22 protein-coding genes are annotated in these 23,776 nt (G+C 63.9%); 11 read left to right on the plus strand and 11 right to left on the minus strand.

Going from position 1 to position 23,776, the window contains the following annotated elements:
- Nucleotide 1 precedes the first annotated feature (1 nt).
- Together AC07UC_RS29180 and AC07UC_RS29185 are read right to left on the minus strand one after the other, a co-directional pair.
- Complete coding sequence (locus AC07UC_RS29180; protein ID WP_246682826.1) at nt 2–466, minus strand: acetyl-CoA carboxylase biotin carboxyl carrier protein; 465 nt, start codon at nt 464–466, stop codon at nt 2–4.
- Nucleotides 466–1,668: a pyridoxal phosphate-dependent aminotransferase gene (locus AC07UC_RS29185; protein ID WP_494908264.1), complete on the minus strand. Its 1,203-nt coding sequence runs from the start codon at nt 1,666–1,668 to the stop codon at nt 466–468. Before AC07UC_RS29185 ends, AC07UC_RS29180 begins: the two co-directional genes overlap by 1 nt.
- A gap of 211 nt (nt 1,669–1,879) precedes the next feature.
- Here AC07UC_RS29185 and AC07UC_RS29190 point away from each other — a divergent pair, with 211 nt between their 5' ends.
- A complete protein-coding gene (locus AC07UC_RS29190; protein WP_494908265.1) occupies nt 1,880–3,052 on the plus strand; it encodes an NAD(P)/FAD-dependent oxidoreductase in 1,173 nt (390 codons plus the stop codon).
- Nucleotides 3,053–3,173: 121 nt separating this feature from the next.
- A complete protein-coding gene (locus tag AC07UC_RS29195; RefSeq protein ID WP_140769577.1) occupies nt 3,174–3,827 on the plus strand; it encodes a GntR family transcriptional regulator in 654 nt (217 codons plus the stop codon).
- Between the two features lie 40 nt (nt 3,828–3,867).
- On the opposite strand, the gene AC07UC_RS29200 is transcribed toward AC07UC_RS29195, so the two are convergent.
- From AC07UC_RS29200 to AC07UC_RS29220, 5 genes are all read right to left on the minus strand, one after another.
- A complete protein-coding gene (locus AC07UC_RS29200; RefSeq protein WP_244735207.1) occupies nt 3,868–4,332 on the minus strand; it encodes a VOC family protein in 465 nt (154 codons plus the stop codon).
- Nucleotides 4,322–5,116: an SDR family NAD(P)-dependent oxidoreductase gene (locus AC07UC_RS29205; RefSeq protein WP_140769579.1), complete on the minus strand. Its 795-nt coding sequence runs from the start codon at nt 5,114–5,116 to the stop codon at nt 4,322–4,324. The genes AC07UC_RS29200 and AC07UC_RS29205 overlap by 11 nt, the downstream gene beginning before the upstream one ends.
- A gap of 97 nt (nt 5,117–5,213) precedes the next feature.
- Nucleotides 5,214–6,692: an aldehyde dehydrogenase gene (locus tag AC07UC_RS29210; protein WP_494908266.1), complete on the minus strand. Its 1,479-nt coding sequence runs from the start codon at nt 6,690–6,692 to the stop codon at nt 5,214–5,216.
- A gap of 8 nt (nt 6,693–6,700) precedes the next feature.
- Nucleotides 6,701–7,288 (minus strand): thiamine pyrophosphate-dependent enzyme, encoded by a 588-nt coding sequence (locus tag AC07UC_RS29215; protein WP_494909007.1) that lies wholly within the window; start codon nt 7,286–7,288, stop codon nt 6,701–6,703.
- A 5-nt stretch (nt 7,289–7,293) separates the two neighbouring features.
- Nucleotides 7,294–7,806, minus strand: coding sequence for a thiamine pyrophosphate-binding protein (locus tag AC07UC_RS29220; protein WP_181179679.1), 513 nt, complete (start codon nt 7,804–7,806; stop codon nt 7,294–7,296).
- A 148-nt stretch (nt 7,807–7,954) separates the two neighbouring features.
- On the opposite strand from AC07UC_RS29220, the gene AC07UC_RS29225 reads away from it, so the two are divergent.
- The 5 genes from AC07UC_RS29225 to AC07UC_RS29245 all read left to right on the plus strand — a co-directional run bounded on the left by AC07UC_RS29225 (nt 7,955) and on the right by AC07UC_RS29245 (nt 12,222).
- Nucleotides 7,955–8,890: a LysR substrate-binding domain-containing protein gene (locus tag AC07UC_RS29225; protein WP_494908267.1), complete on the plus strand. Its 936-nt coding sequence runs from the start codon at nt 7,955–7,957 to the stop codon at nt 8,888–8,890.
- Between the two features lie 103 nt (nt 8,891–8,993).
- A complete protein-coding gene (locus tag AC07UC_RS29230; RefSeq protein ID WP_494909037.1) occupies nt 8,994–9,197 on the plus strand; it encodes a hypothetical protein in 204 nt (67 codons plus the stop codon).
- Nucleotides 9,194–9,934 carry an NAD(P)H-dependent oxidoreductase gene (locus tag AC07UC_RS29235; protein WP_494908268.1) on the plus strand — a complete coding sequence of 247 codons (741 nt, stop codon included), beginning with the start codon at nt 9,194–9,196 and terminating at the stop codon, nt 9,932–9,934. Before AC07UC_RS29230 ends, AC07UC_RS29235 begins: the two co-directional genes overlap by 4 nt.
- Nucleotides 9,935–10,199: 265 nt before the next feature.
- Entirely contained in the window at nt 10,200–11,267 is a 1,068-nt protein-coding gene (locus AC07UC_RS29240; RefSeq protein ID WP_494908269.1) for a pyridoxal phosphate-dependent aminotransferase, read from the plus strand.
- A gap of 49 nt (nt 11,268–11,316) precedes the next feature.
- On the plus strand, nt 11,317–12,222 hold the full coding sequence (locus AC07UC_RS29245) for an allantoinase PuuE (protein ID WP_494908270.1): 906 nt from the start codon (nt 11,317–11,319) through the stop codon (nt 12,220–12,222).
- Between the two features lie 90 nt (nt 12,223–12,312).
- Here the strand turns inward: AC07UC_RS29245 and AC07UC_RS29250 are convergent, their stop codons facing one another.
- From AC07UC_RS29250 to AC07UC_RS29265, 4 genes are all read right to left on the minus strand, one after another.
- Complete coding sequence (locus tag AC07UC_RS29250; protein WP_494908271.1) at nt 12,313–13,215, minus strand: SMP-30/gluconolactonase/LRE family protein; 903 nt, start codon at nt 13,213–13,215, stop codon at nt 12,313–12,315.
- A gap of 111 nt (nt 13,216–13,326) precedes the next feature.
- A complete protein-coding gene (locus AC07UC_RS29255; protein WP_494908272.1) occupies nt 13,327–15,747 on the minus strand; it encodes a GcvT family protein in 2,421 nt (806 codons plus the stop codon).
- Between the two features lie 125 nt (nt 15,748–15,872).
- A complete protein-coding gene (locus AC07UC_RS29260) occupies nt 15,873–17,528 on the minus strand; it encodes an ABC transporter substrate-binding protein (protein ID WP_494908273.1) in 1,656 nt (551 codons plus the stop codon).
- 194 nt (nt 17,529–17,722) lie between these two features.
- Nucleotides 17,723–18,610 (minus strand): LysR substrate-binding domain-containing protein, encoded by an 888-nt coding sequence (locus AC07UC_RS29265; protein ID WP_494908274.1) that lies wholly within the window; start codon nt 18,608–18,610, stop codon nt 17,723–17,725.
- A gap of 167 nt (nt 18,611–18,777) precedes the next feature.
- Between AC07UC_RS29265 and AC07UC_RS29270 the strand changes: the two genes are divergently transcribed.
- From AC07UC_RS29270 to AC07UC_RS29285, 4 genes are all read left to right on the plus strand, one after another.
- Nucleotides 18,778–20,196, plus strand: coding sequence for an MmgE/PrpD family protein (locus tag AC07UC_RS29270; protein ID WP_246682829.1), 1,419 nt, complete (start codon nt 18,778–18,780; stop codon nt 20,194–20,196).
- 64 nt (nt 20,197–20,260) lie between these two features.
- Nucleotides 20,261–21,169: a dihydrodipicolinate synthase family protein gene (locus tag AC07UC_RS29275; protein ID WP_494908275.1), complete on the plus strand. Its 909-nt coding sequence runs from the start codon at nt 20,261–20,263 to the stop codon at nt 21,167–21,169.
- A gap of 8 nt (nt 21,170–21,177) precedes the next feature.
- Nucleotides 21,178–22,146 (plus strand): D-2-hydroxyacid dehydrogenase, encoded by a 969-nt coding sequence (locus AC07UC_RS29280; protein WP_494908276.1) that lies wholly within the window; start codon nt 21,178–21,180, stop codon nt 22,144–22,146.
- Between the two features lie 76 nt (nt 22,147–22,222).
- Complete coding sequence (locus AC07UC_RS29285; RefSeq protein WP_140769601.1) at nt 22,223–23,764, plus strand: trimethylamine methyltransferase family protein; 1,542 nt, start codon at nt 22,223–22,225, stop codon at nt 23,762–23,764.
- The last annotated feature ends 12 nt before the right edge of the window (nt 23,765–23,776 follow it).

A 23,776-nucleotide genomic window follows, 5' to 3' on the forward strand; every position in this document is an offset into this window, starting at 1 on the left:
CTCAGCCCGCCTCTTCCAGGACGAACAGCACGTCGCCGGACTGCACACCGGCATGGTCCTCGAAAGCGATCTCGACGATCTTTCCAGCGCGGTCGGATTCCACGACGTTGAACGTCTTCATGGCTTCCAGCACACCGATTTTCTGCCCCTCCTCGACAATGTCGCCGACGGAAACGAGCGGTGGCTCGCCTTCGGCGGCGGCGCGGTAGAAGACACCGGTCAGCGGGGCACGGATCGAATGCCGCGCGATCGTCAAGACCATTGGGGCGGAAGCAGCGGGAACGACCGCGACGGCAGTTGGCAAAGGCTGTGCCGACGAACCGGCCTGCGTCGCGGATGGCGTCGCTGACATCTGCCTTGCGAGGCGCACGCGCACGCCGTCGCGCTCGACTTCCAGTTCATCGATGGGCGAACGCGCGACAAGCTCGATCAGCCCATGGACGAAGTCCAGATCCATCGCCGACATTACCGCAGCGCCTGGACAGCCTCGGCGATGCGCCCGATCGCTTTCTCGATCTGGTCCATCGACGTGGCTATGGAAATGCGGAAATGCGGCGACAGGCCGTAGGCCGAGCCCTGAACCACCGCGACCCGCGCCTGGTCGAGCAGATAGAGCGAGAGGTCGTCGTCGCCACCGATGACAACGCCGTCGGGACGGCGTCGGCCGATAAGGGCCGAACAATCGGGGTAGAGATAGAAAGCCCCCTCCGGGGTCTGGCAGGTGAGGCCGGGGATTGCCCGCAGCAGTTCCAGCGCCCGATCGCGCCGGTCCTGGAATTCGAGCGCCCGCGGGCGAAGAAAATCCTGCGGACCCTCGAGCGCGGCTATGGTCGCGGCCTGCGAAATGGAGGACGGGTTCGACGTGCTCTGGCTCTGCACCGTCGCCATGGCGCGGATCAGCGGCTCCGGTCCGCCGGCGTAGCCGATCCGCCAGCCGGTCATGGCATAGGCCTTGGACACGCCGTTGACCGTCAGCGTGCGGTCCTTCAGCCGCGGCTCGACACCGGCGATGGTGTCGAAGGTGCGGCCGTCAAACAGGATATGCTCGTAGATGTCGTCGGTCAGCACATGGACCTGGCGGTGGTCGAGCAGCACTTCGGCCAATCCGGCGAGTTCGTCACGGCCATAGACGGCGCCCGTGGGATTGGAAGGCGTGTTTAGGAGCAGCCATTTCGTGCGTTCGGTGATTGCGCCGCGCAGAGCCTGCGGTGTCAGCTTGAACCCATCGGCCTGCGTGCAGGGAACGACCACCGGCCTGCCTTCGCCCAACAGCACGATGTCGGTGTAGGAGACCCAATAGGGTGCGGGAACGACAACCTCATCACCGGGAGCGAGCGTCGCCAGCATGGCGTTGTAGATGACCTGCTTCGCGCCACCGGCGACAGAGATTTGCGACGGCTTGTAGTCAAGACCGTTTTCACGCCTGAACTTGTCCGCCACCGCCTTCTTCAGCGCGGCCGTACCGTCGACCGCCGTGTAACGCGTCTCGCCCCTGCGCATCGCCGCGTAGGCCGCCTCGACGATATGCGGCGGCGTCGGAAAGTCCGGCTCGCCGGCGCTGAGGCTGATGACGTCGATGCCGGCAGAGCGCATTTCGATGGCCCGGGCGGTGACCGCCATGCTCGGGCTTGGCTTGATGACGTCGAGACGGGGAGCAATGAGGCCCACGGAACGTTCCTCGGCATGGCCACCTCGATTGCCGAGGCAGATCCTGTTCTGTTTAAAATTGGATAATGTATTCCTTTTTTCACGTCAAACCCCTTTTTCTCTATCGGAGACCGGGCTATGACTGGGTGAAGGAGGCGAGATTGGCCACGAAAGTATCCAATCCATCGCCAGACCATATATCGGCCGGATAGGGAACACGACTGGAATGGGCATGAAATATGATGTGGTGATCATCGGTGGAGGCGTTGTCGGAAGCTCGATCGCCTATTTCCTGTCCGCCAATCCGGATTTCAGCGGCAGCATCGCTGTGATCGAGCGCGATCCCTACTACACTGCCTCTTCGTCCTCGCTGTCGACCAGCGCCATACGCCAGCAGTTCGGCACGCCGCCGAACATCGCCATGTCGAAATTCAGCATGGAGTTCCTGCGCAATGTGGGGACGCGGCTTGCCATTGGCGACGAGCCGGCGGACATCGGGCTCCATCAGCCCGGCTATCTCGTGCTGGCAACGCCCGAGCGGGCAGACGCACAACGCGCAAAGAACCGGGTTCAGCGCAGCATGGGCGTCGACATCGAGCTGATCGAACAGTCCGATCTGGCGCGGCGCTTGCCCTGGCTCAACACGGAAGACCTCGCCCTTGGCTCATTCGGTGTCGGCAGCGAGGGCTGGTTCGACGGCCCCGGCTTGATGCAGGCATTTCGCCGAAAGGCGCGCGCTCAGAAGGTCGACTACATCGCCGCGACCGTGACCGGACTGGCCATGGCTTCATCGCGCAGGGTTGGTGAGGTGGTGCTGGACAATGGCGAACGGCTGGTCGCCGGCACGGTGATCAACGCGGCCGGGCCATGGAGCGCGGGCATCGCCCGGATGGCCAGTGTCGAGGTGCCGGTCGTGCCGAGCAAACGCTGCGTTTTCGTCTTCGAGACCCCGGCAAGGATCGAGAACTGCCCCTTCGTCTTCGATACGAGCGGCTTCTGGCTGCGGCCGGAGGGCCAGCTTTTCCTGTGCGGGATTCCGCCGCTGCACGAGAATGATCCGGACGATTTTGGCCTGGATGTGGACTACGAGCTGTTCGACGACCTGATCTGGCCCGCACTCGCCCATCGTGTGCCCGGGTTCGAGCAGCTCAGGATGCTGCGCGCCTGGGCAGGGCTCTATGAGTACAATACTTTCGACCACAGCGGCATTATCGGGCGTCATCCGGAGGTCTCGAACTTCGTACTGGCCACCGGCTTCAGCGGACACGGCATGATGCACGCGGCGGCAACAGGCTCAGGGGTCAGCGACCTGATCGCCTACGGAGAATACCGCTCCATCGACCTCTCGGCCTTCCGCTATGAGCGCATCGCCAGCGGCCAGCCCATCGAGGAACATGTCTACTGAGGCGAAACCGGCGGCGGGCCTTCGGAGTGACAACAACCTATGCGCAGTGCTATGCGTCCGTTTCTTCAATCAAAATTGCGCCGCATGCCAAATCACAAGGCGGTCGCCCCCAGGCTGATCAATGCTCGTACAGAAGAAAACCATCTCGGCCCAGGTCGCGGACGCCATCAGGCAGAAAATCCTGATCGGCGAATACGAGGCCAACTTCCAGTTGCGGCAGGAACATCTGGCCACCGAGTTCGGCGTCAGCCGGATACCGGTACGGGAAGCGCTGCATCAGCTTCACTCCGAAGGCTTTGTCACGCTCGTCTCCCACAAGGGCGCGGTCGTCACCTCGATCTCCCTGGACGAGATCCTCGAGCTCTACGAATTGCGGGCCCGGATTGAAACCTGGCTGCTTGCCCTTGCCATTCCGAGGATGACGGAGGCCGATCTCGCGCTTGCCCGTGAACGGGCAAAGCAGCACCAGGAACAAGGCCGGACCGGTGAATATTCCAACCAGTTGAACTGGAACTTCCACGCAGCGCTCTACGCGCCGTCCGGCCGCAAGGCGACGATCGAACTGGTCGGGCGCATCTACCAGCAGCTGGAACGATACACGCGCATGATGGTCACGCTCACCGAGATCCAGGCACAGTCTGACCGTGACCACTGGCAACTCATCGAGCTCTGCGAAGCCAAGGATACGCTGCGCGCCGTCAGCCTCCTGGAAATGCATATCATCACCAGCGGCAAGTTCCTGGTCGACCGGCTCCAGGAATTGCGGGGCAGCTGACGAAGCGACCCCGATCCCCGGCCGGCCACCCCGGCACGGATCATTTGCCGGGCAGATTGGTTGCCCGGGTCAAAAGGATGACACCAGCCTTGTCGGCCGTATCGTAATAGGTGAAGCCGGTGCGGTTTTTCCTGCGCCCGCGCATCAGCACGGACAGCCCATCGATTTGCGCCTTGGTTTCGGCCGCGTCGGCATCACGAACCTCGAAGCCGATGTGGAAGACACCCTCGCCCTTGGTGTCCAGATGGATCCGCTGCGGTGAAGGATCACGGCTCGGCTGGCAAAGCTGCAGCTGAACATTCGGCAGGTTGCAAATACGGTATTGCATCACCTTGAACCCCTCGGGGCTGGGCACCTGGAGTTCCTCATATTCGGCCAGCGGCGGATAGGCTTCCCACGGCCCTATACCGATGGAATCGTAATAGGTCTGCGCCTTGTCGATATCATGCACGACGATGCAGATGTGATGCAGCTTGTCGAAATTGCCCATTTCCTCACTTCCCATTTTTCTCACTCTTGACCGGAACCGTATAGTTCAGCACGCGGCGTCCCCCGTCGGGATAGATCGTCTCGCCGGTGATGTAGGAGGCATCGTCGCTGGCCAGGAACGCCACGACAGAAGCGATCTCGGCCGCCGTCCCGAGGCGCCCCAGCGGTGTGCGCGAAAGGATCGCCTGCCGCATTTCTTCAGAATCGATGAAGGTCCCGTCCATCACCATCTCTGTTGCGATGGTGCCCGGGCCGACGCCGACGACACGGATGCCATGGGGGGCGAAGGCGACGGCCGCGGTGCTGGTGACCTGGTTCATGCCGCCTTTGGAGATCGCGTAGGTGGCGACGCGCGGATTGGCGAGGCCGGAATTGATGGAGGACATGTTCACGATAACGCCACCATTGCCTTGCGCGATCATCTGGCGGGCCGCGGCCTGGGTGCCCATGAACGCGCCCTTCAGGTTGACGGCGAGAACCCTGTCGTAGTCCGCCTCTGTGATGTCGAGAAAGTCCTGGACCGGAGCGATGCCGGCATTGTTGACCATGATGTCGAGGCGGCCGAACTTCGCCACCGCCGCCGCGACCAGCGCATCGACCTGATCCTTCCTGCTGACATCCGTGATCACTGCCAGGACGGTCTCGTCCGTGCCGATTTCAGCGGCGCATTTCTTCAGTTCCGCGGCATCGATGTCGCCGATCACGACATAAGCGCCTTCGGCCAGAAAGCGTTCCGCGCAAGCGCGCCCGATGCCGCGCGCCGCCCCGGTGACAACAGCCACCTTGCCCGCCTGTCTCATGTGCAATTCCTTCGTCATTGTGAGCAGGTCACCGTTCGTGGGATCGGCACACCAAGCTCGGCCACGGATAGGGATAATTCTCCCACCGAAGCCTACCTTAGCGGATCACGAACGGGTTGGCGGTCTTGCCAACCGTGTCTATCCACACCGTCTTGGTCTGCAGATAGGCATTGATCGCCTCCTGCCCGCTCTCACGACCGATACCGCTTCTCTTGTAGCCGCCGAAGGGCGCCATATAGGAGACGGCGCGGTATGAATTGATCCAGACCATGCCGGCTTCCATCGCGGCCGCGCCGCGCAGCGCCCGCCCCATGTCGCCGGTCCAAATACCTGCCGCCAGCCCGTAGGGGCTGTCATTGGCGATGGCGAAGGCCTCTTCCTCGTCGTCGAACGGGATGACGGACAGGATCGGCCCGAACACCTCTTCGCGGGCGATCCGCATGGTGTTGTTGACGCCAGTGAAGATGGTGGGCTGGACGAACCAGCCGTCGGCCAGTTCGGCCGCATCCGGCTTGCCGCCGCCAAGCACGCACAGCGCACCCTCGCGCCGTGCGATGCCGAGATAGGAAAGCACCTTGTCGCGCTGGGCATGCGTGGTGATCGGCCCCACCTGCGTTTCGGCCAGCGCCGGATTGCCTATCCGGGCACTTGCCGCCAGCGTGATCACATCTTCCACGAACCGGTCGTGTATCTTGCGGTGGACCAGCAGGCGCGAACCGGCAATGCAGGTCTGGCCGCTGGCCGCGAAGATGCCGGATATCGCGCCGTTGACCGCGCTCTCGAGATTGGCGTCGTCGAAGACGATGTTGGCCGATTTGCCGCCCAGTTCCAGCGTCACGGTCTTCAGTCCCTCGGCCGCCGCGCGATAGACGGCAAGACCGCCCGGCTCGCCACCGGTGAAGGCGATCTTGGCGATGTCGGGATGGGAGACGAGCGGCACGCCGACGTCCTGCGGCATGCCGGTGACGGTGTTGACGACGCCCGGGGGGAAACCCGCCTGCGCGAACAGTTTCACGAATTCCAGCGTCGAGGTCGAGGCGTGTTCCGACGGCTTGATGACGACCGTGTTGCCTGCCGCCAGCAGCGGTGCGAGCTTCCATGTCAGAAGCAGCAGTGGCGAATTCCAGGGCACGATGGCCGCGATGACGCCCAAGGGCTCATGCCTGGTGAAAGCGAACATATCAGCCTTGTCGATCGGTAGCACCGAGCCTTCGATCTTGTCGGCAAGCCCGCCGAAATAGCGGAACCATTCGGGGATATAGCGCAGTTGCGCCGTCATCTCGGTGAGCAGCTTGCCATTGTCGCGCGTCTCGATGGCGGCAATGCGCTCGGCGTTCTCGGCGATCAGATCCGCCAACCTCACCAGCAGCTTGCCGCGCGCGGTTGGCGTGAGGCCGCCCCATTCCTTCGACCGGAAAGCCGCCTTGGCAGCCGCCACGGCGGCGTCGACCTCGGCCTTGCCGCAGCGCGGGATCAGTGCCCAAGCCCTGCCGGTAAACGGATCGTGGCTCTCGAATGCATGGGCAATCGATTGCAGCCGACCGCCGACCGTGTTCTGGAAGCTAATCAGCGGCATATCGGCCCTCAACAGGTGGCGAGGCCCAGATGGGCGCGAAAGCGGTTCTTGACCTCGACCGCGTCGCGCGGCGGCAGCGAGCGTGGCAGATTTTCGGCTGCGATCTTCAGCACGAACAGGCGCGGGCCTTCGGCCGGGCGGCGAAGCTGGTCGCACAGCGCCTCGACCTCCTCCAGCGAACGCAACTCGCGGGTTTCGGCGAAGCCGCAGGCGGCCGCGACCTTGTCGAAAGCGATGCCCTTTCCGGTGTGGCTCGACTGCATGCCGGTCTCGCCGAAATGCTGGTTGTCGAGCACGATCAGATCGAGGTTTTTGGGCCGCACCACCGAGATCGTCGCCAGCGACCCGAACGCCATGAGCTGTTCGCCGTCACCGGTAATGACCATGACCCGCTTCAGCGGCTGGGCCTGAGCAAGTCCGAGGCCGATCAGCGCCGCACCGCCCATGGCGCCCCAGAGGTAATAATTGTCGTCGCGATCACCGGCAGCGTGCACGTCGTAGCTCGGCGAGCCTAGACCGGTCACCACCAATGCGCCGTCGCGGGCATCGAGGAGCTTCTTCACCGCGACCCTACGGTCCATCGTCGGCAAGTTCATGTCGCTCACCACTTCTTCTTGCCAAGCAGCCGCTGCCCGATCAGCACGGCGATCTGCTGGTCGGCGTCGAACGCCATCGAGGCCGCCTGCGCCACCGTCTCGACTAGATCTGGACCGGTCTCGGCGCGCAGTACCCTGAGGCCGATCGCCTTCAGCGAGGCTTCCGTCGCCTGCCCCATCGGCACCTGCCACGGGTTGAACTCGGCCCATTCGCCGCGCATCGTCACCAGGACGAGCAGGGGAAAGCGTGCCTGCACGGGAAGCGACAGCATGTTGATGCAGTTACCGACGCCGGAGGACTGCATGAGCACGACGCTGCGCTTGCCGCCGAGCCACGAGCCGGCGGCGATGGCGATGCCCTCTTCCTCGGTCGTCAGCACGTTGGTCACGACCTCCGGATCTTCACTGAAGCGGCGGATCAAGGTGGTGTGGCCGGCATCGGGCACATAGGACATCTGGCTGATGCCGGCAGCCTTGAGCACATCATAGACCTGATCCGGCCACTGCTTTTCAGGCACCGTGGAAGCGGGTGTCTCCGCTTGTCTTGCTTTCAGGCTCGCTGTCACCTTGGACCCCCGAGGATTGGATTGGCGTCAGATTACCTCTGTTCTGCGATCCAATCTTCGTCTCTTTCTTGTGATCAGATATAATGATATTCGATAACTCATGGAGCTATCGCAACTGCGCACCCTGATCCACGTCGCCGATCTGGGCAGCCTCAGCAAGGCAGCCGACCGGCTGCACATCGCACAGCCGGCTCTCAGCCGGCAGGTGCGCATGCTGGAGGAAGAACTGGGATTTGCCCTGTTCCTGCGCCACGGACGCGGCATGGTGCTGTCCGAGCAGGGCAAGGAAGTGCTGGCGCACGCCATGCGCGTGATGGCCGAGATCGACGAGATCCGCGCCACGGCCACGCCCGCCGACGCGCCGCTGACCGGCGAGGTCGCCATTGGCCTACCACCCACGGTGGCAGACATCATTTCGCTGCCGCTCGCCGCCGCCTTCGGCAAGGCCCACCCCAAGGCCAAGCTCAGGCTGGTGAGCGCCTATACGGGTTATCTGCTGGACTGGCTGCACCGCGGCGAGGTCGACGTCGCAGTGCTCTACGACCCGCGCATGGCAAGATCGCTGCGCTCCCGCCCGCTGCTGCTGGAAAACCTCTTCCTGATCGGTCCACCCGAGGCCGGCTTCTCCACGGTGCGCGCGGTGCCGTTCGCATCGCTCGCCGGCAAACGCCTGCTGATGCCCAGCATCAAGCATGGGCTGCGCATCATCGTCGAACGCTGCGCCGCAGAATCAGGCATCACGCTCGATGTCGGCATCGAAGCAGATTCGTATGCCGCGCTGAAGGACCTGGTACGCAACGGCCATGGCTGGACGATCCTGCCGCTCGCTCCCATCCACGCCGATGTCGCCGCCGGCCTGCTGACCGCCGCGCCGCTGATCGATCCCGTGCCCGTGCGCCGCCTCATCCTTGCCTACCCGGCCGACCGGCCCGCCTCGCGGCTGGCACGGTTTGCCGGCCAAGCCATAGAAGACATCGTCAAGGACCTTGTCGAAAGGACCGTATGGGTCGGCCAGCTTCTTGGCTCCTCACCCTGAGCGTTAGAATTCCGGCATATCTGATAACGCCAGCCTTGCATTGCGGATGGGGAGTGCCGCAACGATAATACGGCCTGCGCGAGACAGAAGGCCGGGGCCCCTCATGGACCAGTACCAGGACATTCGCGACGCCGCCGCCAGGCTCCGCACACGGTTTCCCGGCTTCGCGGAGGGATACGATGTCGAGCGCAAGTTCCGCGAGACGCGTCGCTATCAGGTCGCGCCGATCTCGACCAACCTCATCCTGTCAAACCTTTCCGAGCATGTGCTCGGCCTGCCGCGTTCCTACCAGGAGCTATCGCCGTGAACATCCTCATCGTATATGCCCATCCGGAACCGAAATCCTTCAACGGCGCCATGAAGGATCTCGCGCTGGAAACCTTGACCCGCGCCGGCCACGAAGTCGTCGTCAGCGACCTCTACGCAATGGGCTTCAACCCTGTCGCCGGGCTCGGCGACATATCAGGTGAACGCAACGATCCGGAGTTCTTCAGCCTGCCGCGCGAACAGACCGCCGCCTACGAGGCCGGCGTGCTCTCGTCCGACATCGCGGCCGAGATCGAAAAGGTAAGGCGGGCCGACTTCGTGCTCTTCCAGTTTCCCATTTGGTGGTTCGGCATGCCCGCAATCCTCAAGGGGTGGGCCGACCGTGTGTTCGCACGCGGTTTCGCCTATCTGCCGGGCCGCAAATATGACACCGGCATGTTCAAGGGCAAGCTCGCCATGGTGGCCGCCACCACGGGCACATCGGCCGACACCTATGCGCCCGATGGCATTGACGGCGATATCCTCACCGTGCTGTGGCCCGTGCATAACGGCCTGCTGCGCTATTCGGGCTTCGACGTGCTGCCGCCCTTCGTCGCCTACATGCCGGGCCGTGTCGGCGACGATGGCCGCCAGGCCTATCTCGAGGCCTACAGCAAGCGGCTGGCAGAGATCGACGACACGCCGCGCCTGTTCTTCCACCCCGCCGAGGATTACGGCAAGAACGAGCGGCTGAAGCCGGGCGTGCTCGCCCGCTCGGGAGTGCAGCGCAATAGCTGACGCCGGCGCGCGCCCGCTGGAGGACCTGCTTACCGCTTCCACCGAGCAGGTGGCGCCGCGCCGCTTCGCACGGTCCGCCTTCGCCGACGACTGAAGCGGCATTGCCGGATGACAAGCGCATCGCAGAACAAGGGCCAGAATTTCGGAGCCATTGCGCGGTAAGTTTTTGCTTGTGAACAGGCTGGCGGATTGTAGCCTGCGCACGAGCCGGTCCAACAAAGGTGGTGCGCGAGATGGTCGACATCCAAATTCCGATGGATGCAGCGTGCCGCTGAAAGCAGGAGCTCATATCGAGGCCATGTCCGCCTTCGCGCTTGCGAATTTCGGTGGCTATGACGGGCCAACCCTTGCTCAGAACGAAAGCGCCTTTCCGCCCAGCCCCAAGGCCATCGCCGCTGGCCAGGACGCGATTGCCCGCAGCCATCTCTATCCCGACCCGGACTGGACGGCCCTGCGCGTGGCGATCGCGCAAGCCTATGGGGTCGAGCGCGACATGATCCTGTGCGGCGCCGGTTCGATGGACCTGATCAGTTGCACCGTCGCGGCGTTTGCGGGCCTGGGCGAGGAGGTGCTTGGCACCTCCTATGCCTATAATTTCGCCGCATCCGCCGCCGCGCGTGTCGGTGCGGCCTACGTCAAGGCAGCAGAGCATGATTTCACCGTTTCGATCGACAGCATCCTGGCTGCGGTCACGCCCGCAACGCGCATCGTCTTCGTCTGCAATCCGGGCAACCCGACCGGCACCCGTATCCGCAACAGCGAACTGCTGCGACTGCGCGCGGCGTTGCGGCCAGACGTGCTCCTGGTGATCGATCAGGCCTATGGCGAATTCGACGACCAAGACCCCGGACCGATCCTTGCGCTCGTCGCGCGCGGCGATACCGTCGTGCTGCGCACCCTCTCCAAGGCTTATGGCCTCGCCGGGGCGCGCGTCGGCTGGGGCCTGTTTGCGCCTTCGGTCGCGGCGCAAGTGCGCAAGATGCAGAATTCGAACCAGGTCACGACGCCTAGCCTCGCCATGGCCGTCGCGGCTGTGGAGGACCAGGCCTATATGCGCGAAACGGTGGCCCGCACGGCCGGAATTCGCGACCGGTTTGCGCAGGATCTGAGGTCCGCCGGGTACCATGTTCCCGAAAGCCGGGCGAATTTCGTGCTGATCCGCTTCGCCAGCGTAGCCGCCGCGGAGGCTGCCGAGAGAACCTTGCGCGGCGCCGATATCATCGTGCGGAGCCTGGGGGGCTACGGCCTCACCGACTGTTTGCGCGCGACGATCGGCCCGCAAGAGATGATGGACCGGGCGCTGCGCGTACTGATCGACATGCGCGGCGACTAGATCCGGCGACCGCATGTTTTGCGACTTGCACCCTGGGGAGATTTGAGAGATGCCGTACCTGCCCGTCCGAGACTTCATCGGCTATGGCGAAAAGCCGCCCGCCGCGCAGTGGCCTGCCGGCGCCAAGCTGGCCCTCAACATCGTCGTCAACTATGAGGAAGGCGCCGAATACAGCATCGGCGAAGGCGACGGCGTCTCCGAGGCGATCCTGTCGGACCTTGCTGTGTCCCCGGCGGCGCCGGGTCTGCGCAACCGCAACATGGAATCGCTCTACGAATACGGCTCACGCGTCGGCGTATGGCGGCTGGCCTCGCTGTTCCAGGAAAAGAACATCATCCCGACCTTCTACGTCGTCGGGCGAGCGCTCGAACTCAATCCGGCCGCCGGCAAGGCGATCGCGGCACTTGGCAGCGACATCGTCTGCCATGGCTGGCGCTGGATCGACTACGCGCCGCTGAGCGAGGACGAGGAACGCCAGCACATCGCGATGACAGTGGACACCGTCCAGCGCCTGACCGGCATTCGCCCGCTTGGCTGGTACACGGGCCGGCCCAGTCTCAACACCCGGCGGCTGGTGGCGGAGCATGGCGGCTTCCTGTTCGACTGCGACGACTACAATGACGACCTGCCTTATTTTGTCGACGTCGATGCCAAGCGGCATCTGGTCGTGCCGCACAGCTTCGACAACAATGACAGCCGGTTCTCGCGCGGCTCCGGCCTGGAGACAGGCAGCCAGTTCTTCGAATATGTCAGCGATGGCGTGGACTGGCTGCTGGCCGAAGGCGAAAAGACGCCGCGCATGATGACAGTCTCGCTGCACTGCCGGCTGGCGGCCCGGCCGGGCCGCATGATCGGGCTCGCCCGCTTCCTCGACAAGATCAAGGCCAATCCCGATATATGGATCTGCCGCCGCTCCGACCTTGCCCAACATTGGCTGGATCGGTTCGGCGGCTGAGAAAGCATTCGGCGGCATTGTTTTGACGCAATTCCGGACGGAAAACCGCTTCGCACTTTTCCTGGAATTGCTCTGGCCGCCGGCTACACCCTACTTGTTCGGAACCTCGTAGACCTTGCCGTGCCATGGCGCCGCGTCGATCTGGTCCAGCGCCATCACGTAGAGTTCTTTCTCGTCCGGTCCGAAGGCGAAATTCGGCATGGACGGCGACGGAACCGAAAGCGTGCGCAGCAGCTTCGCATCCTTGTCGACGACGATGATCTTGCCTGGCGCATCGAGCGAGCGCGGGCTCTGGCCGATATACATCTCGCCGGCCTTGTCCATCTTGATGCCGTCAGGCCAGATATGCGGCTGGTTCGGGAACAGGTCGTCGAGGCGCAGGAAGACGCGGCGGTTGCCCAGGCCGTGGTCGGGCTGGACGTCGAACTCGATGATCCTGTTATCCTCGGTCTCGACCAGGTAGAGGATTTTTCCATCGTTCGACATGACCAGGCCATTGGCATTGTGCAGGTCGCCGGCAACCTTCTTCACGCTGCCGTCCTTGCCGATGTAGTAGGCCGAGGCGTCGATCAGCGGTCCGCCCTTGCCGGACCCAGTGAAGTAGATGCCGCCATCCTTGTCGGGCGCGAAGTCATTCGGTCCGCTGAACGGCTTGCCGTCCGTATCCTTGTCATAGGCCGGCAGCGTCTTGCCGTCGGCGGAGATGCGACCGATCGAGTTGCTGTCGTAGCAGGTGACAAGAAACTCGCCGGATGTCGTCGGTAACACCGCTGAAGGGCCACAACCGTCCATCTTCCAGAAGATCTCGTTCTTCTTGCCGTCCCATACGGTCACCGTGCCGCGGCCGTATTCGACGTAGAAGAGCTTGTCCTGATACCAGATCGGACCTTCGGCGAACCACGCGTCTTCATTGATGACCTTGACGTCTCCCGCATGCGCGGAGGATGTGAGGGCCAGGGCAAGCATGGTGCCCAGCAGATGCCATTTGATCATGCGATTCCCCTTTGTTTTCAGGTGGTCGAAATCTTCCTCGCTCAGCTTCGCCGGCGTTTCCGGCCGGCTACGGTTTTCGTCAGTTGGTCGAATGGATGGACGGCCGTGTCTCTATGAGCGCAACCGCTTGCCTTCGGGGTCGAATGGTGGATGCGGCAGCAGGATCGCCTCATGCGGCCTTCCCAGTATGGCGACCGAGACCTTGTCCCCGGCCTTGGCCGAGCCGGCCTTGACATAGCCGAGCGCCAGGGACTTCTCGACGAAATAGCCATAGGCGCCCGAAGACACCTGTCCGATCGGCGTGCCGTCGGTGAGGAAGATCGGTTCGCCGCCGGTTGCGTCGGCATCCCTGGCGTCGATCGACAGCATGATGAGTTCATCGCGCGCCGGCTTGCCGGCGATGGCGGCATAGGCATCGCGGTTCAGGAACGCTCCCTTGTCCATTTTGACAAGGCCATCGAACTTGACCTCCTGCGGCCAATATTCGGGCGAATATTCGCGACTCCAGCTGCCATAGCCCTTTTCGACGCGCAGTGACATCAGCGCACGCGATCCGACCGGTCCGGCGCCGACTTCGTTGCCGGCCTTGAGCAGCGCGTCGTAGAGCTCGACCTGGTCGGTGGATTTGCAATGCAGTTCCCAGCCAAGGTCACCGGTGAAGGACACCCTGAGCGCCACCACATAGATGCCGGCGACGGTGATCCGTCGCGACTGCATGAAGGGAAATGCCTCGTTCGACAGATCCTCATTGGTCAGGCGCTGAAGCAGGTCGCGCGAGCTCGGTCCCGCCACGTTGAAGCCGCAGAGCTCCTCGGTGCGCGAGCGGAAGGTCGTGCCCTCGGGCAAGGGGACGGCCTTGAAGAACCTTTGGTGGAAGCGTTCGGCCATGCCGGAGCCGATGACCATGAATTCGTCGTCGGCGAGCCTGGTCACGGTGAAGTCGCCGGCGATGCCGCCGCGCTTGCCGATCAGCGGCGTGAGACAGGAGCGGCCAACCTTTAGCGGCATGCGGTTGGCGAACAGCGCGTTGAGCCAGGCCTCGGAGCCTGGACCCTTGACCTCGTATTTGGCGAAATTGGAGATGTCGATGATGCCGGCTCGTTCGCGCAGCATGCGCGCCTCGCGGCCCACCGGTTCCCACCAGTTCTGGCGCGTGAAGCCGATCGTCTCCTCGCGCGGCTCGCCCTCGGCGGCGAACCACAGCGGGTGCTCCCAGCCGAAGTTGAGGCCGAAGACGGCGTTCATTCCCTTTTGCGTGTCGTAGACGGGCCTGGTGCGCACCGGTCGCCCGGCGGCGCGTTCCTCGTTGGGGAAATGGATCTTGAAGCGATGGCTGTACTGATCCTGGACGCGGGCCTTGGTGAAGGCCTTGCCGGCCCAGTGGCCGAAGCGCGCCATGTCCCAGGCGAACATGTCGAGCGAAGGCTCACCCTCGATCATCCACTCAGCCGCCAGCTTGCCCATGCCGCCCGACTGCGAGAAACCGGGAATGATGCCGTTGCAGCAGAAATAGTTGCTGAGTTCGGGCACCGGCCCGAACAGCACCGCGCTGTCCGGCGACCAGATCATCGGCCCGTTGATCACCTTCTTGACGCCGGCTGTGCCGACGGCCGGCACGCGCGCGATCGCGCGCAGCATGTTCTCCTCGATACGGTCGAGATCGTCGGGAAAGAGTTCGTGGCCGAAGTCCAGTGGCGTGCCGTCCTCGGCCCAGAATTTCATCTTGCGCTCGTAGGCGCCGATGAGCAGCCCGAGGCCCTCCTGGCGCAGATAGTACTCGCCGTCACGATCGGCGACCGAAGGCAAGCGGCGGCCCATGGCGGCGATTTCCGGAATGGTCTCGGTGACGAAATACTGGTGCTCGGTCGGGATCAGCGGCAGCTGCAGGCCAGCCATGGCGGCGACCTCCCTGCCCCACAGGCCGGCGGCGTTGACCACCCATTGCGTGTGGATGTCGCCCTTCGGCGTGCGCACGATCCAGCTGCCGTCTGCTTGCGCCTCGGTCGCGATCACCGGCGTGAAGCGATGGATCTCGGCGCCGCGCTGGCGCGCGCCGGCGGCGTAGGCTGCGGTGACGCCGGACGGATCGACATTGCCGCCTTCCGGCTCGTACATGATGCAGCGTATGCCGTCGAAATCGACCAGCGGATGCAGCCGCTCCGCCTCGTCGCGCGCGACTTCGTAGAAATTCATCTTGTAGCGTCGCGCCTTGGCCTCCTGGAGCCTCAGCTGATGCTCGCGCGCCTCGGTCTGGGCGAGATAGAGCGAGCCCGGCTGGAAGATGCCGCAACCCTGGCCGGTCTCGGCTTCCAGTTCCTTGTAGAGCGCCATGGTGTAATGCTGGAGGCGGCTGATGTTGGTGGAATCATGCAGGCCGTGGATGTTGGCCGCCGCGTGCCAGGTGGAGCCGGAGGTCAGTTCGCTGCGCTCGAGAAGAACGACATCCGTCCAGCCGAACTTGGCAAGGTGATAGAGGATCGAGCAGCCGATCAGACCGCCGCCGATGACGACGGCTTGTGCATGAGTACGCATGTTTCTTCCCTTTGTACGGCGACTTTATCCTGGCGTTTGAATTAGCTGACTGGTCAATCGCAGTCGCCCGGCGAGTTCGGGGGCGCAACTTGCGCCCCCGAGATGTTTGCTGTGGTTGAACCGGCCTATGCCTTGTCGAGCCAGACCTTATCCAGCTGCAGTTCGAATGTCTGATGCATGCCAAGGTTCTTCACATAGGTTGCGTGGTGCCGGTACAGCGAACGCCAGAACGCCTGGATGAGGATGCCGGAGTCCTGCAGAATGGATTCGACGTCCTTCATCAGCTCCTTGCGCTTGTCGACGTCCGCCACGGCGAGCGCCGCGCTGAGTTTCTTGTCGAATTCCGGATTGGCGTAGCCCGACTCGTTCCAGGCCTCACCGCTGCGATAGGCGATCGCCAGCACCTGGACGCCGAGCGGCCGCATGCCCCAATCGGTGGTCGACCACGGATATTTCGTCCAGTCGTTCCAGAACGACGAGCCCGGAATGATGGTGCGCTTGACCTTGAAGCCGGCCTCGCGCATCTGCGCGGCGACGACGTCGGCCGGGTCCTTCACATAGTCCGCATCGTAGGAGATCAGCTCGAACTCGTGATCCGTCTGGCCGGCCTCGGCCATCAGCGCCTTGGCTTTGGCGAGATCGCGCGGAACTTTCGGCAGCGCGTAATATTCCGGATGGATCGGACAGACATGGTGGTTCTCAGCGACCTGCCCGAGGCCGCTGTAGCCGAGCTTCAGCACCGTCTCATTGTCGACCGCGAGCTGGATGGCGTTGCGCACGCGTTTGTCGTCATACGGCTTGTTGGTCACATTGGTGCGCAGCACGATGGTACCGGCGGTGACCACCTGCTCCTTGACCAGCCCCATGCTGTCATAGAGGTCGACCGTGCCGCCCACCGTCTGGTAGTTGCAATCTATCTCACCGGCCTCGAAGGCGCTGCCGATGGCGGGGTTGGACGCGTCCGATCCGTAGTCGGTCCAGTCGACGCCATCGAGATAGGGCTCGCCGCCGAACCAGGTGAAGTCCTTGCGCCGCCGCACCGAGGCCGACTCGCCGACCTTGTACGAGATCAGCTCATAGGGACCGGTGCCGGGCGTCTTGAGCATGTCGGCGCCGCTCTTGTCGAAGTCACGATGGACGATGACCGCCGGATAATCGGAAAAGCCCGGAATGATAGTGACGTCGGACTGATTGCACTTCAGCTTCACCGTGTGGTCGTCGACCTTGGTGATGGCGCCGGCCGCGGCTTTCTTGGTGGCGGGATCGATCAGGGAGCTCATGCGCCCGGCCATCGAATTGCCCTCGGCTGCCTTGTCGCACCAGCGTTCGAGGTTGTGGACGATGTCGTCGGCGTTGAAGTCGTCGCCGTTCGACCACTTCACGCCCTTGCGCAGATGCAGCGTGTATTGCGTGGCGTCGTCACTCACTTCCCAGCTCTCGACCAGATGTCCCTCGAAGGTGAAGTCGGTGGTGTAGCGGATCATGTAATCGTTGCACTGGCGCATGACGTTGGCGATCTCGGACCAGTCCCAGGAGCGCGGATCCTTCATGTCCTTGATGATCATCTGCATCTTCAGGATGCCGCCCTTCTTGCCGGGCACGATCGTCGCGGCCTTGGCCGGGGCGATGCCGGCCATCGAATAGGCGAACGCCGAGGAGGCCCCCATCGCGCTTGCCATGGCCAGGAATTCGCGGCGATCCATCTTGCCGCTTTTGACTTCGGCTGCGTAGCTTTCGATAACCGCCGGGACGCGGTCACCGTTGCTCTTGAACATTGTCATCGTTGTTCTCCGGTTCAGGGCTTTCCGCCCGTTACATTCCCCTTGCGATATTCATGTTAGGGGCGATGCAAAAATCCCGGAAGGGCTCAAGCCGTGAAGAACCGCCAAAACGCGGCCCTAAAGACCTAAAAAAACGATGCCATTGGCGTGTCAATTTTTTGAGCGCAGGCCTGTCGCCCGCTCGCGGACGGCTATCAGGCGCTGTCTTCGCGTGCTCGCGAGAGGATCCATTCGCGCACAATGCGAGCGATGTTTCCTTTCGAGAGCTGGCTCTCGGTGAGGTAGTAATTCCAGGGGCTTGGCGGCCGAACCGGAAAGGGTTCGACGAGCAGTCCGCGACGCAGATAGGCATGGGCAAGCGACCGCTGGGTGGCGACCAGTCCGGCCCCCATGGCGGCGAGTTCGAGCGCGATGTTGGAGGCGTTCGTCGACAGCCCCTTGTCGTGGTCGTCCATGTCGACGCCGAGCGCGGTGGCAACAACCTGCCAGTATTCCTGGCGGCCGTGCACGAAGATCCAGTCCACCTTGAGGATATCCGCCGGCGCCTTCACGGCATGCTCGCCTTCGAGCAGCGAAGGCGCGCAAAGCAACAGCAGTTCGTCGTTCCAAAGCGGGATGCCGGCAGGCGGGCGATCGTCGAAGCGGCGCGTCGAAATTGTGATGTCGGCGATCTGTTCACTGATATCCTCCCAGATCGTACCGTGCAGCACGATTTCGATCTCGGGATGTTTCTTGCGAAACGCGGCCATGCAGCCCGCCAGCCAGTTCTCAGCCAGGCTCATCGGGCATGAGACGACCACGGTGCGGTTGCGCGAAGAGGTCACGATCGCCTCCGTTGCCTGGTCGATCTGATCGAGGGCCTGGCGCAAGGTCGGCAGGAAGGCCTCGCCCATCTCGGTGAGCTTGAGGCTGCGCGGGTAGCGGATGAACAATTGCCGTCCGATGTAATGTTCGAGCGCGCGGACATGGGTGCTGACCGCGGCCTGCGTGTATCCGAGTTCGTTGGCGGCGGCGGTGAAGGAGAGATGCCGGGCCGAACTCTCAAAGGATCTGATATAGTTCAACGGGGGTGGCGGCTTCATCGCTAACTCCTGCAAGACGCAGTGATAGCTATCCCACAGACAGGGCGGCGTTCAATCGTGACCGACCACAAGACGTGAATTTTTTTGGCCAATGCCGCCGAACTAATTGCGTGAAAGCACGATGAACCCAAATTAATGATGTCGTGACGCAGAGGGGAGTAATGCAAGTGGCTGTGCCGTCGCATCGGCGTGAAGGGCCTGACGCGAGTACCAGCGTTACCGTCCGCCTGGCTGATTTCGTGTTACGGCGGCCGGCGGCGGCATTCCCCGCCTCGGTCCTCGAGCAGGCGCGCTATCTCCTGCTGGACACAATCGGCATTGCCATTGCCGCCGGTCCGATGGAAGCGGGCCGGATTGCCCGCGACACCGCAGCACTTCTCTACGGTTCGACCGACCCGCGGCATTCGGCACGCATGCTTTTCGATGGACGCCGTGCCAGCATCGCCGGAGCCGCCTATGCGGCAGCGACTCAGATCGACAATCTCGACGGCCATGACGGATACAGCCCGACCAAGGGCCATATCGGCGTCGCTGTCGTGCCGGCGCTGGCAGCGCTTGCCGAGGCACGCCCCGACCTTGGCGGGCCGGAGGCACTGGCGGCCCTGGTCGTCGGCTACGAAATTGCCGGGCGGGCGGGCATCGCGCTGCACGCGACTGTGTCGGACTACCATACATCGGGCGCCTGGAATGCGCTGGGCGTCGTCGCGGTGGCGGCGAGGTTGCGGCGGCTCGACGACAATCAACTGCGCCAGGCGCTTGGCATTGCGGAATATCACGGCCCACGCAGCCAGATGATGCGCGAGATCGCGAACCCGACGATGCTGCATGACGGCTCGGGCATCGGCACGCTGGTCGGCCTGTCCGCGGCAGTGCTTGCCGAACGCGGCTTTACCGGCGCGCCGGCGATCACGATCGAGGAGCCCGAGGTCGCGCCGCATTGGCAGGATCTCGGCGCCTTCTGGCAGGTGCTGCATCAGTATGTGAAGCCGTACCCGATCTGCCGCTGGGCGCACGCCGCGATCGACGCGACACGCGGGCTCTGCCATTCGCATCATCTCGCGCCCTCCGACATCAGCCACGTCGAAGTGAACAGCTTTCATTACGCCGCCACGCTGTTCGACGGCATGCCGGACACGACCTCGAAGGCGCAGTACAGCCTGCGCTTCGCCGTCGCGACCTTTATCGTCCATGGCCGTATCGGGCTCGAGCACATTTCCGGCAGCGGGCTGGAGGATGCTGCCGTGGCGGATATGCTGAGCCGCATCACGGTCCTGGAGTCGGAGCGCCACAGTGCCCGTTTTCCGGCGGGCCGCTGGGCCGACGTGGCGATCACGACATCAGATGGGCGGATCCTCGCTTCCGGAGACGTCCATGCGCGCGGCGGACCGGAGGCGCCGCTGACCCAAGCTGAAATCGAGGCCAAGTACATGGAATTCGCCGCGCCGGTACTCGGACAAGGCCGCGCCGAGGCGATCCGCGACGCGGTGCTGTCGCTCAGCGACCGCGACAGCCTCTTCAGCGATCTGTCGGCATTGCTCTACGATCCTCCTGTCATCACCAGGATGCTGCAACGGCCAGCGTGGTAGCGGCCGGACAGCGGCAGCGGCGGTCACACACGGCATCGAATACCATCACGCACAGAGGACACAGATGACCCGCCCGCAAGGAACCATCGCACCGATCCTGACGCCATTCGCTGACGACGGCGGCATCGCACGCGACCTCTTTGTGTCCCATGCCAGATGGGTTCTGGACCAGGACGCGCATTTCCTGTCCCCCTTCGGCACCACCGGCGAGGCGCTGTCGCTCTCGCTGGGTGAGCGCATGCGGGCGCTGGAGTGGCTGATCGAAGCCGGCATTTCGCCAGATCGTCTGATGCCCGGCACCGGCGTCACCGCGCTGCCCGAAACCGCCGAACTGTCGAAGCATGCGGTCGAGCTCGGCTGCGCAGGAGTGATGGTGCTGCCGTCCTTCTTCTACACCGCCGCCGGCGATAGCGGCCAGGCGCGCTACTACAGCGAACTGATCGAGCGGGTGGCGAACCCGGCAATGAAGATGATCCTCTACCATATCCCGCAGAACTCCGGCGTGCCGGTGAGCCCGGCCTTGACCGCCCGGCTGAGCGCGGCGTTTCCCAACACCGTTGTCGCTTACAAGGACAGCGCTGGTGACTGGAACAACACGGCAGCGGTGATTGCCGCGGCGCCTAAGGTTGCGGTGTTCCCGAGTTCTGAGGCGCAACTGACCAAGGGCCTGGCCAGCGGCGCGGCAGGCTGCATCTCGGCCACCGTCAACCTCAACGCCGCGGCCATCCGCTCCCTTTACGATCGCACGCTGGCCGGGGAGGACGTTGCCGAAGCGGATGCCGCGATCAAGGCGTTCCGCAAGATCATCCAGGATGCCGGTCTGATCCCCGCTATGAAGGCCGTGCTGGCGGTGCGCTCGGGTGACCGGCGGTGGCTGAACCTGCGCGCTCCACACGAGAATGCGACGCTTGAGAACGGTGAGAAGCTGCTCGCGGCGCTCGGCTCTTCGGCAGATCACATTGGCCGGAACTGAGCGGCACCATGTCGGCTGAGCCATCCGTCATCCTGCACACAGACCGGCCGGGCGCGGCGCTGGCCGTGCTGATGGAGACGCATCCGGACCTCGCGATCCATGCTTGCGACAGTTACGCCGCCCTGCCCGAACTGATCGGGCGCGTGGCGGCGGAAGTGGTTTATTCCGTCCGCTTCGACGGCACGCCGCGCTTTCCGCGCCAGGCCCTGGTCGAAAGCCCGACCGTGCAATGGGTCTCGGTCGGCGGCTCCGGCACCGATCATCTCGGACGTTGGGACCCGGAGCGGCTGACGGTGACGAACGCCGCGGGCGTTGCCGCCGGCATGCTTGCCGAATATGCGCTCGGCGCCATGCTGTCCTTCTCGCTCGACCTGCGCGGCTTTGCGGGCCGCCAGCAGGCACGACAGTGGGGCGGCGGCCGCGTTGAGCCGATCGAAGGCAAGACGGTGCTGATCATCGGCCTTGGCAAGACCGGCGAGGCCGTCGCCAGACGGGCGCACGCGATGGGCATGCGCACGCTCGGCATCCGCGCGCGCCCCAAGCCGACACCAAGCCTGGATGAGGTTCATGGCGTTGACGCGCTGCTGCCGCTCGTCGGCCGCGCCGATTTCATTATCTGCTGCGTGCCTTTGCTGCCGACCACGCGCGGCCTGCTCGGCAAAGCGGCCTTCGCAGCGATGAAGCCCTCCGCCGTGCTCATCGATATTTCGCGCGGTGGCGTGGTCGATGAGACCGCGCTGCTCGAAGCCCTTGACGACAAGCGGATCAAGGGGGCGGCGCTCGACGTCTTTGCGACCGAGCCGCTGCCCGCCGAGCATCGTTTCTGGGGTTACGACAACATCGCCATCACGCCGCATTGCGCGGCGGTCTATGACGGCTGGGACATCAAGTCGGTGCGCATGTTCACCGACAATCTGGCGCGCTATCGCCGCGGCGAGCCGCTGGAGAATGTGGTCAGTCCGGAGCGCGGCTATTGAAAGCAATTCCAGGAAAAGTGTGCAGCGGTTTTCCGTCCGGAATTGCGAAAAAGAGAGTCGGGAAGGAATAAATCCGATGTCACAGGACAGGCGCGGCGGCGGCCGCAGATCGAAGCTCGGGCGCAGCGGTGGCGGCATCGCGCAACTGCCGTGGCAGAGCGTCAAGAATCCCTATCCGCCCATGCAGCTTCTCGACGAAGAGCGGATGCAGCAACTGCACGACACCTCGATGCGTATCCTGTCCGAACTCGGCATCCGCGTCATGAGCGAGCGGGTGATGGACCTGTTCGCTTCCGCCGGCGCCATCGTCGATCGCGAAGAGAAGACCATCCGCATCGATGAGAGCCTCGTGCGCGAGGCGCTGCGGGCGGTGCCGTCCTCCTTCACGCTGACCAGCCGCAATCCGGAAAAGCAGGTCCATCTCGGCGGCAACTCGCTGGTCTTCGGCCTGGTGGCCGGCCCGCCCAACGTGCATGACCGCATCAACGGCCGCCGTCAGGGCAATCTTGCCGACTACCAGAACTTCATCCGGCTCGCGCACCACTTCAACGCCATCCACATCATCGGCAACCAGGTGGTGGCGCCGATGGAGCTGCCGGCGAATGCGCGCCATCTCGACACCTACCATGCCAATCTGACGCTGAGCGACCTCTCCTTCCACTGCACCGCGATCGGCCGCGCCCGGGCCATGGACGGCATCAACATGATGGCGATCGCGCGCGGCATCTCCGTCGAGGAGATGCGCGCCTCGCCTGGCGTGACCACGATCATCTCGATCAACTCGCCGCGCCTGTTCGACGACGCCATGGCGGAGGGCCTGATCGCCATGGCGGAGCACGGCCAGCCGGTGACCGTCACGCCTTTCACGCTGATGGGCGCGATGACGCCGGTGACGCTGGCCGCCGCACTCTGCCAGCAGAACGCGGAGGCGCTGTTCGGCGTGGTGCTGACGCAGCTCGTCAATCCCGGCACGCCTGTGATGTACGGCGCCTTCACCTCCAATGTCGACATGAAGTCCGGGGCGCCGGCCTTCGGCACGCCGGAGAATGCCAAGGCCAACATCATCGCCGGGCAATTGGCGCGGCGCTACAACCTCCCCTACCGCACCTCAAATGCGAATGCCTCGAACGTGGTCGACCTGCAGGCCGCCTACGAGACGGAAATGGCGACGTGGGGCGCGGTGCTCGGCGGCGCCAACCTGATCTACCACGCGGCAGGCTGGCTGGAGGGCGGGCTGACGGCGTCCTATGAAAAGCTCGTGCTGGACGTCGAGATCCTGCAGAACATGATGGAGTTCCTGCGGCCGCTGCCGTTCCAGGAGGACGATTTGGGGTTCGAAGCGATCAAGTCGGTGCCGGCCGGCGGCCATTTCTTCGGCGCCGAGCACACCATGTCGCGCTACACCACCGCCTTCTACCAGCCGATGCTCTCCAACTGGCAGAACCATGGCGCGTGGGAGGAAGCCGGCGGCAAGGATGCGCTGGAGCGGGCTACGGAGCTCTGGCAGCAGGCGCTGCACGATTACGAAGAACCGGTGATGGACCCCGCGATCCGCGAGGAGCTCGACGCCTATGTCGCGCGCCGCCGCGAGGAGATCGCCGCCAATCCGGAAGGTTAGGATTTCTACCCG

The sequence above is a fragment of the Mesorhizobium sp. GW821-FHT04C10 genome, from assembly GCF_059420305.1.